Origin of the sequence: Thermococcus celericrescens (genome assembly GCF_001484195.1) — an archaeon.
Lineage (GTDB): Archaea > Methanobacteriota_B > Thermococci > Thermococcales > Thermococcaceae > Thermococcus > Thermococcus celericrescens.
The window spans coordinates 1-9,136 of sequence record NZ_LLYW01000048.1 but is presented as its reverse complement, the minus strand read 5'-3'; the positions used below and the strand labels follow the sequence as shown (position 1 = coordinate 9,136).

The following is a 9,136-nucleotide window of genomic DNA, read 5'->3' as shown; positions in this document are numbered from 1 at the left end:
GACAGCTCGGCGGCGAACTCGTCCGGCGAGAGAGGGGGGGAGCCGGAGTACGACGGGAAAATCAAGGAACCCGTATTTCCCGGCATCCTTCGTCTCAACCACAACAGGGTAATCCCTCGCCTCCGCCAGAATCCCGGCGACCCTATCGACGGGGGGTTCTCGCAGAAGAACCGCGTCCTCTGGCAGGAGTTCGTCCAGCTCGATCCCCCGCAGGTTCTCCACGAGCGTATCCAGGCCGAGGGAGAGAACGTCCTCAGGCAGTATTGCCTGCGGTTCAAATTCCGGGCCATTTCCTGCTTTCTCGGAGGTTATCCTGCGGTAGAGGTCCTCGCTCACCAGGGTGAACTGGTAGACCCTATCGACACCCTCAAGGTACAGCACACCGTTCGAGAGCAGGCGGAGGCCGAGCCTCGAGAGGGATGCGCCCAGAGATGACTCACTCCGCGTTGTTATCGCCGCCTTCCCCCCGGTTTCCTCGATCCCCCTGCTCACGAGGCGATAGTCGCTGGGGAACAGACCCTTCGCGCTGAAGAACTCCTCAAGCGTTTCCTTTGCCTTCTCCTCGCTGACCGCATAGACCTTGATGAACTCGACGCTCCCGGACCGATCCACACCTATCAGCACAACCGCGTCGCGCCTTTCCTTCGGAATCAGTATATCCTCCATACCCATCGCCGGTTCGTTTCTGTTGATTCAAGGGCCAAAAATCGAGAGTGCAGGAAGCTCAGCAGCCCTTCAGCGGTGCCAGTTAGAGACGCTCGTTAGAGGCGCTCTTTAGAGACTCATTGCGCCCAGGAGCTCCCCGGTGTCGAGGTTGACTATCTGCACCTCCCTCTTCCTGGTGTCGAGCAGGGCAACGCTCTTCACTCCGGTGACGTAGCCGCAGACCTCGCCGGGGTTGACGAGTATAGTCCTGCCCACCTCGCGTATCTCGTAGCGGTGGGTGTGGCCGACTATGACAACGTCGTAGAGTCTGCTCCTGGCCAGCGCGCGGACGATGCGCTCGTCGGTGCCGTGTGTCACGGCTATCTTCATTCCGTCGGCCTCGATTTCGAGTATCTCATCGTAGATGTCCAGTGCCTCATAGAGGCCTTTCCTTTCGCCGTCGTTGTTGCCGAAAACACCCCTGAGCGGCGCCCTGAGCTTCTTGAGCTCCCTGGCAACGAACGGGGCGACGTAGTCCCCGGCGTGAATAACCAGCTCAACGTTCCTTCCGTTGAACAGCTCGACCGCCTTCGCGATTGCCGGGAGGTTGTCATGGGTATCGCTCATTATACCTATCAGCATGCTCTCACCTGCGCTGGAATAGGGCGGCGGGGCTTATAGGCTTATCCATGAACCGAGAACTTTAAGAGCATCTGGGGGTAGGGTATATTCGAGAGGGTGATGTCATGTTCACAGGGAGGGCAGTGATACCCGTTAAAATCCTCCGCCCCTTCGGGGACTGGAGCGCCGGAGACGTCGTGCTCGTTGAGGATTGGAAGGCAAAGGAGCTCTGGGAAGCGAAGGTGGTCGAGGTTATAGACGAGACTGATAAGGTAATCGGAGAGATAGACAGGGCCATAGCCGAGGAGAAGAAGAGTGAACCCCTTACGTCCCTCCCGGCCGGGCTGTATGAGAGGGCGGAGTTCTACATGTACTACCTTGAGAACTACGTGAGGCTGAACGCGGGCGAGAGCATAGAGACCATAAACATCAAGCTGACCAAGCTGGCCAACCTGAAGAAGAAGCTTGAGCACCTCAAGCAGATACGATTCAGAAAGATACTCGAGGCGGTGCGGCTGAGGCCCAACAGCCTGGAACTCCTCTCCCGCCTGTCGCCGGAGGAGAGGAGGATATACCTGCAGCTGTCGAAGATACGGAACGAATGGCTCGGTGAGGAGTGATGGACAGGGAGGACATGATAGAGAGGTACGCGCGCTTTCTGAGGGAGTACGTCGACGACGAGGGCAAGGAGGTCTACCTCAACAAACTGAAGGACCTGCTCACGGTGACCCCCAGACGGTCGCTCGCGATAGACTGGACGCACCTCAACTCATTCGACCCGGAACTGGCGGCGGAGCTGATAGAAAACCCTGAGGAAAGTATTCTAGCAGCGGAAGATGCCATTCAGATAGTCCTGAGGGAGCCCCCCATCGAGAAGAAGGAGGAGTTTACCGCCCATGCGAGGTTCTACAACCTCCCCAAGACGCTCCTCGTCAAGGAGCTTGGAAGCGAGCACATAAACAGGCTCATTCAGGTTGACGGAATCATCACACGTGTGAGCGAGGTCAAACCATTCGTTGAAAAGGCGGTATTTGTATGCAAGGACTGCGGCAACGAGATGGTCCGTCTCCAGAGACCCTACGACAACCTCGTTAAGCCGGCCAAGTGCGATGCCTGCGGCTCAAGGAACGTTGACCTCGACGTCGAGAAGAGCCGCTTCATAAACTTCCAGAGCTTCCGCCTTCAGGACAGGCCGGAGAGCCTCAAGGGCGGCCAGATGCCCAGGTTCGTTGATGCAATACTCCTCGACGACCTGGTGGATACCGCCCTGCCGGGCGACCGCGTCCTCGTCACGGGAATACTGCGCGTTATTTTGGAGCAGAAGGACAAGAGGCCCATATTCAAGAAGGTTCTCGAGGTGAACCACATAGAACAGCTCAGCAAGGAGATAGAGGAGCTTGAAATCTCACCTGAGGACGAACAGAAGATACGCGAGCTGGCTAGGAGAAAGGACATCGTCGATGCCATCGTTGACTCCATAGCCCCCGCCATATGGGGCCACAAGACAGTTAAGAAGGGCATAGCGCTCGCTCTCTTCGGCGGCGTGCAGAGAACGCTCCCCGATGGGACGAAGCTCAGGGGAGAGAGCCACGTTCTGCTCGTTGGAGATCCGGGAGTAGCTAAGTGCGTTGATTACAACACCAAGGTTGTTCTGGGAGACGGGAGCCTGAAGAAGATTGGTGAGATTGTTGAAGAGGCCATTGAGAGGGCCAAGGAAGAAGGAACCCTCGGGAAAGTCGACGATGGATTTTACGCCCCAATTGACCTTGAACTATATGCCCTCGACGCGAAAACTCTCAAGGTCAGAAAGGTTAAGGCAAACATCGCCTGGAAGAGGAGCGCTCCCGAGAAGATGTACATGATAAGAACCGCGAGCAGGCGCGAGATTCGTGTAACTCCGACTCACCCGTTCTTCACCTTTGAGGACGGCCAGTTCAAGACGAGAAGAACGGAGGAACTCAGAAAAGGAGACTTCATAGCCGCGCCAGGGAAATGGAACGAGCCAAGGACAATACCCGAGACGGAAGACGAGAACCTCAGAAAACTCCTTGCAGAGTCCGATATTTTCTGGGACAGGGTTGAAGAGATCGAGGAATACAAACCGGAGCATCCGTGGGTCTATGACCTGCAAGTTCCGGAACATCACAACTTCATAGCGAACGACATCTTCGTCCACAACAGTCAAATCCTCCGCTACGTGGCCAATTTAGCGCCGAGGGCGATTTATACGAGTGGTAAGAGCAGCTCCGCAGCCGGTCTCTGCGTCGCTCCGGATTCAATTATCGAGACCAACATGGGCAGGATGGAGATAGGGAGGCTCGTCGAAAAGGTAATCCCCAATGAAGTTGAGGACTACATGACTGTCAACGCGGAAAAGCTTGGATTAACGGTAAAATCCGAAAAAGGGCACGTTAAAGTCCTCAAACTGTGGAAACTTAAGGCTCCAGAGCACCTTGTGAAAATAAAAAGCGAAAACGGCAAGGAGATAGTTGTGACGCCAGAAACAAAGCTCCTAACCCCTGAAGGATGGAAAGAAGCAGTCTCATTGACTAGGAGTGGATTCACTCAGGTCATTACGGAAGCTGGTGTTGAGAAAATCACCGCCAAAGAAATTACCTCCCCCTACGAGTACGTCTACGACCTAACGGTTGAGGGTTCTCACAGCTTCGTAGCCAACGGCTTCGTTGTCCATAACACAGCGGCAGCTGTGCGCGACGAGTTCACTGGCTCGTGGGTTCTGGAAGCGGGTGTTCTCGTTCTCGCCGATGGCGGATTCGCCTGTCTTCACCCGGACTCAAGGGTTCTCGTTGATGGGAAGTACGTTCGCATTGAAGATCTCTTCGAGCTGAACAAATCCTACAAGGCGCTTTCCAACGGTCAAGCTGTGGACATTCAGGAGAAGGAAATGAACGTCGTTGCCCTCGACCTTGGAAGCATGAGAACGAAGACCTCCAAAGCCACGATAATCCGCAGGAAGCCCTGGAAGGGGGAGCTACTCCGGATAAAGCTCCGCTCCGGCAACCAGGTGACCATAACTCCTGACCACCTCCTGATAGACGGCCGGACCCTTGAGTGGAAGGAAGCGGAGAAGTTTGGAAAGGGGGATTTCATCATGGGTGTTGATGAGGGCCTAAATCCGCTCAAGGATGAGATTGTCTCCATCGAGCGCATTCCCTACGATGGCTACGTCTACGACCTCTACGTGCCGGGCGAGCACAACTTCCTGGCGGAGGGAATCATAGTCCACAACTGTATTGACGAGTTCGACAAGATGAGCGACAGGGACAGGAGCGCGATACACGAGGCGCTGGAGCAGCAGAGCTATCATCACGACTTTGAGCTTTTACTAGCTGACGGCAGGAAGGTGAAGATAGGCGAGCTGGTTGACTCGCTCATCGAGGCCAACCGCGATAAAGTAATCCTCGGTAAGGACACCGAGATCCTACCAGTGGACAATATCGAGCTCCTCGCCTATGACCTCGAAAGAAAGGAGATAGTGAAGGTCAAAGCGGACAGAGTGAGCAGACACAAAGCTCCGGAGAGGTTCATAAAGCTGAAGTTTTCAAACGGCAGGGAGATAACCGTAACCCCAGAGCACCCGATAATGGTATGGGAGAACGGCAGGATAGTCGAAAAACCGGCCGAGATGGTTTACCCCCACGATATAGTGCTCGGTGTCGCCCGCTATCCCACTGGACTCCCCCCTGTCGAGGGCAATATGTTCCGCAAACTCCGTGACGCCGAATCCAGACAGGACTATCTTTACTCCATCGGAGTGGTTTCGAAGATAAGACGCTTGCCGGGGTATTTTGAGGTTGTGGAAGCCGAGAGGTACTTCCCGCCAGAGGTCCTTCATGAGCTCCTTAAGGCTGGAAGACTTCTCAAGTTCAAGCCAGAAAGGTACGCCCAGGCAGGTAAGCTCGTTCCGGAGTCCCTGATAAGGCGCACAATAGAGGGCTTAAGAAGGCACGCGGAAACTCTCCTGAAGCTCGCCGAGGAGAAACCGGAGAAGGCCTTTAACTACCTCCCCAAAACCCATTTGGCTGGCCTCTACGGCATGGCTTTCCTGACTCTTAGGAACAAAGTGAAGAGGGGCGATCCAGTTGTCGTTAGCATAGTCCGGGACGAGGTTTACAACAGGGTTAGGGAGATAAATCTGGCAATCAAAAGGGCCGAAGACCTTCTCAGCCGCAATGTGAACTTCCTGAAGGTCAGGGAAGTTAAAACGGTTCCAAACGACCGCTGGGAATGGGTTTACGATGTCACCGTTGAGCCGTACCATCTCTTCGTCTCCCACGGACTGGTTCTCCACAACACGATAAGCATCTCCAAGGCCGGCATCACCGCAACCCTCAACTCCAGAACCACCGTCATAGCCGCCGCCAACCCCAAGTACGGCAGGTTCAACCGCCACAAGAGCCTCCCCGAGCAGCTCGACCTTCCGCCCACACTGCTGAGCCGTTTTGACCTAATCTTCCTGCTCCTCGATGAGCCAGACGAGAAGGTCGACGCGAGCATAGCGGAGCATATCCTCAAGGTGCGCCGCGGCGAGGCTGAGGTCGTGACGCCGAAGATACCCTACGACCTGCTCAAGAAGTACATAGCCTACGCGAGGAAGAACGTCCACCCCGTTCTCAGCAGGGAGGCGATGGATGAGATAAAGCGCTACTACGTCAGGATGAGAAAGGGCTTCAAGCGCTCCGGCGAGGAGGAGGGCGTTCAGCCGATTCCGGTTACGGCGAGGCAGCTGGAGGCCCTCATACGTCTGAGCGAGGCCCACGCGAGGATGAGGCTAAGCGAGACGGTGACGAGGGAGGACGCCAAGGCCGCGATAAAGATAATCGAGGAAATGATACGAAAGATAGCCACCGACGAGGAGGGAACGCTCGATATCTCTATACTGGAGGTCGGCAAGAGCTCCAAGAAGATAAACAAGATCGACAGGCTCATGGACATCATAAAGAACCTTGAGAGCGAGGGAGAGTTCGGGGCGCCGGAGGACAAGGTCCTCGAGGCGGCGAAGCAGGCAGGCATAGGCTCGGAGAACGACGTGAGGAAGCTTCTGAACGACCTCAAGCGCGATGCCAGGATATACGAGCCGCGGGCAGGGTTCTACCGCGTCCTCTGATTCTTATCCATTTTTCCAAAAGGTTATAAACGCCTTCGGATAGTTAAGATGGAGGTGAGAGCATGAGCGAAAAGAAGGTTGACTTTTACGATTTCGAAGATTTACTCGATAAGGCTTACGAGGAGCTCCCTGAGAACGTCAAGCATCACACTTCCCGTTTCGAGGTGCCCGCGGCGGCCGTCACGATAGCCGGAAACAGGACTATAATCGAGAACTTCGTGGACATAGCGGAGGCCATGAACCGCGACCCGAACCACCTGCTCAAGTTCATCCTGCGCGAGGTGGCCACCGCTGGAACGCTCGAAGGCAGGCGCGTAATCCTCCAGGGACGCTTCACACCGTACCTCATAGCCAACAAGATGAAGAAGTACCTCAGGGACTACGTCATTTGTCCGGTCTGCGGTTCGCCGGACACCAAGATCATCAAGAAGGGCCGCTTCCACTTCCTCAAGTGTGAGGCGTGCGGTGCCGAGACGCCGATACAGCATCTCTGAACCTTTTTTCACTCAATTTTTGTACGATTGTACACATTTTTTCTTTGGAAGGCCTAACGGTTTTGAAAACCCTTTTAAACTTTACAAACTACAAGTGCAAGGCACCCAAGCCATCAGGGGGAGTTCTCATGAGCATGGAGGAAAAGGTCAACGAACTGTATGAGAGGAAGAGGAAGGTTCTTGAGATGGGCGGGGAGGCTGCCGTTGAAAAGCAACACGCCAAGGGCAAGCTGACCGCCCGCGAGAGGATTGAGAAGCTCCTGGACCCGGGAAGCTTCGTCGAGATAGGTGCCTTCGTCAGGCACCGCGGAACGGAGTTCGGCCTCGATAAGAAGGAGCTGCCCGCCGATGGTGTCATAACCGGCTACGGAACCATCGACGGAAGACTCGTTTTTGTGTTCGCTCAGGATTTCACCGTCATGGGCGGCTCGCTCGGTGAGATGCACGCGGCGAAGATAAAGCGCGTCATGGAGCTGGCCCTCGAAGCAGGGGCGCCGGTGATAGGCCTCAACGACTCCGGCGGTGCCAGGATTCAGGAGGGCGTTGATTCGCTCAAGGGCTATGGCGATATTTTCAAGATGAACACGATTCTCAGCGGTGTTGTTCCGCAGATCACAGCCATCATGGGACCCTGCGCAGGTGGAGCTGTTTACAGCCCGGCGATAGGGGACTTCATCCTCATGGTGGACAACCCGGCGAGCTTCATGTTCATCACCGGGCCGCAGGTCGTTAAGGCAGTCACCGGCGTCGAGGTCACCCCGATACAGCTCGGCGGTGCCATGGTTCACGCCCAGCGCGCCGGACAGGCCCACCTCATAGGCAAGAGCGATGAGGAGGTTCTGGCGCTCATAAGGCGCCTCGTGAGCTACCTGCCCTCCAACAACATGGAGAAGCCGCCGCGCGTCAAGACGAACGACCTGCCCTTCAGGAAGACCGAGAACCTCTACTCCATCGTCCCCGACGACCCGAACAAAGGCTACGACGTGAGGCAGGTCATCTATGAGATAGTTGACAGAGACGAGAACGGCAACCCGGACTTCCTTGAAATACTCCCGTACTTCGCCCCGAACGCGGTCGTCGGCTTCGGAAGGATGAACGGCCAGACCGTCGGTATAGTCGCCAACAACCCGATACACTTCGCGGGCGTTCTCGACATCGACAGCTCCGACAAGATTGCCCGCTTCGTGAGAACCTGCGACGCCTTCAACATCCCGATAGTTACCCTCGTCGATGTCCCCGGCTACCTGCCGGGAACCCAGCAGGAGTACGGCGGAATCATCAGACACGGAGCGAAGATACTCTACGCCTACGCAGAGGCGACCGTTCCGCTCGTCACCATCGTCCTTAGGAAGGCCTACGGCGGTGCCTACCTCGCCATGGGAAGCAAGCACCTGGGCGCGGACTTCGTCTTCGCCTGGCCGACCGCGGAGATAGCCGTCATGGGGCCAGAGGGAGCCGCCAACATCATCTTCAGGAAGGACATAGCGGCGGCCGAAAACCCGGAGGAAGTGAGGCAGCAGAAGATAGCCGAGTACAGGGAGAAGTTCGCCAACCCGTACGTCGCCGCCGCGAGGGGCTACATCGACGACGTCATAGACCCCGCCGAAACCAGGGCTAAGATAATCCTCGCACTCGAGGCACTTGAGAGCAAACGCGTCAAGCTGCCGCCGAAGAAGCACGGCAACATACCCCTGTGAGGTGTTAGCATGGTAGTAATGAGCGAGTTCATGGAGGGCCTGAACCTGACGGTGCTGGGCGTTACCATAGTCTTCATGGTGCTCAGCATACTGGCGGTCGTTCTCTACTTCGTGGGCTGGAGCGAGAGAAGGCTCGTTGAGAAGGAGGCCCCCGCCCCCGCGCCGACCGCCGCGGCCAGGGAGGAGAAGCCCGCCATACCGCCGAGGGACCTCGCGGTTGTAACCGCCGCGGTTCTCGCGTACACCGCCGAGAAGGCCGCCCAGCTCAGGCCCCTGCCATTCAGGAGGAAGGTTTCAGACGCCTGGCGCCTATACGGCGTTCAGTCGAGCATGGAGGAAGTTGAGGACTTCAACTATGAAATTGGGAAGTGGTGAAGATGGCGAAGGTTAAGGTCATCGTCGAGGGTGTTGAATACGAGGTTGAGGTTGAGGAACTCGGAGGCGGCCGCTTTAAGGTCGCCTTTGAGGACAAGGAGTACACCGTTGAAGCGAAGGGGCTTGGAATCGACGTGGGTGCCCTGAGCGCGGTTCCCGCCGCGAGCGCCCCGAGT

At 56.4% G+C, this 9,136-nt stretch carries 7 protein-coding genes and 1 pseudogene; 6 read left to right on the top strand and 2 right to left on the bottom strand.

Translation table 11 applies throughout. From position 1 onward, the window contains the following. Both APY94_RS11805 and APY94_RS11800 read right to left on the bottom strand, forming a co-directional pair. Positions 1-666: hypothetical protein (locus APY94_RS11805; protein WP_058939814.1), on the bottom strand; the 666-nt coding region annotated here is incomplete at its 3' end. Positions 667-774: 108 nt separating this feature from the next. After that, positions 775-1,287 carry a metallophosphoesterase gene (locus APY94_RS11800; protein WP_058939813.1) on the bottom strand — a complete coding sequence of 171 codons (513 nt, stop codon included), beginning with the start codon at positions 1,285-1,287 and terminating at the stop codon, positions 775-777. A 104-nt stretch (positions 1,288-1,391) separates the two neighbouring features. Here APY94_RS11800 and APY94_RS11795 point away from each other — a divergent pair, with 104 nt between their 5' ends. The 6 genes and pseudogenes from APY94_RS11795 to APY94_RS13775 all read left to right on the top strand — a co-directional run. Further along, positions 1,392-1,886 (top strand): hypothetical protein, encoded by a 495-nt coding sequence (locus APY94_RS11795; RefSeq protein WP_058939812.1) that lies wholly within the window; start codon positions 1,392-1,394, stop codon positions 1,884-1,886. Then, positions 1,886-6,394, top strand: coding sequence for a DNA replication protein (locus APY94_RS13020; RefSeq protein ID WP_083500658.1), 4,509 nt, complete (start codon positions 1,886-1,888; stop codon positions 6,392-6,394). Before APY94_RS11795 ends, APY94_RS13020 begins: the two co-directional genes overlap by 1 nt. Positions 6,395-6,456: 62 nt before the next feature. Then, on the top strand, positions 6,457-6,888 hold the full coding sequence (locus tag APY94_RS11780) for a translation initiation factor IF-2 subunit beta (protein WP_058939811.1): 432 nt from the start codon (positions 6,457-6,459) through the stop codon (positions 6,886-6,888). A gap of 128 nt (positions 6,889-7,016) precedes the next feature. Then, positions 7,017-8,585 carry a carboxyl transferase domain-containing protein gene (locus APY94_RS11775; RefSeq protein WP_058939810.1) on the top strand — a complete coding sequence of 523 codons (1,569 nt, stop codon included), beginning with the start codon at positions 7,017-7,019 and terminating at the stop codon, positions 8,583-8,585. Between the two features lie 18 nt (positions 8,586-8,603). Next, a complete protein-coding gene (locus APY94_RS11770) occupies positions 8,604-8,960 on the top strand; it encodes an OadG family protein (RefSeq protein WP_058939815.1) in 357 nt (118 codons plus the stop codon). Between the two features lie 2 nt (positions 8,961-8,962). Beyond that, positions 8,963-9,136, top strand: a pseudogene (locus tag APY94_RS13775) (acetyl-CoA carboxylase biotin carboxyl carrier protein subunit); the annotation flags it as partial.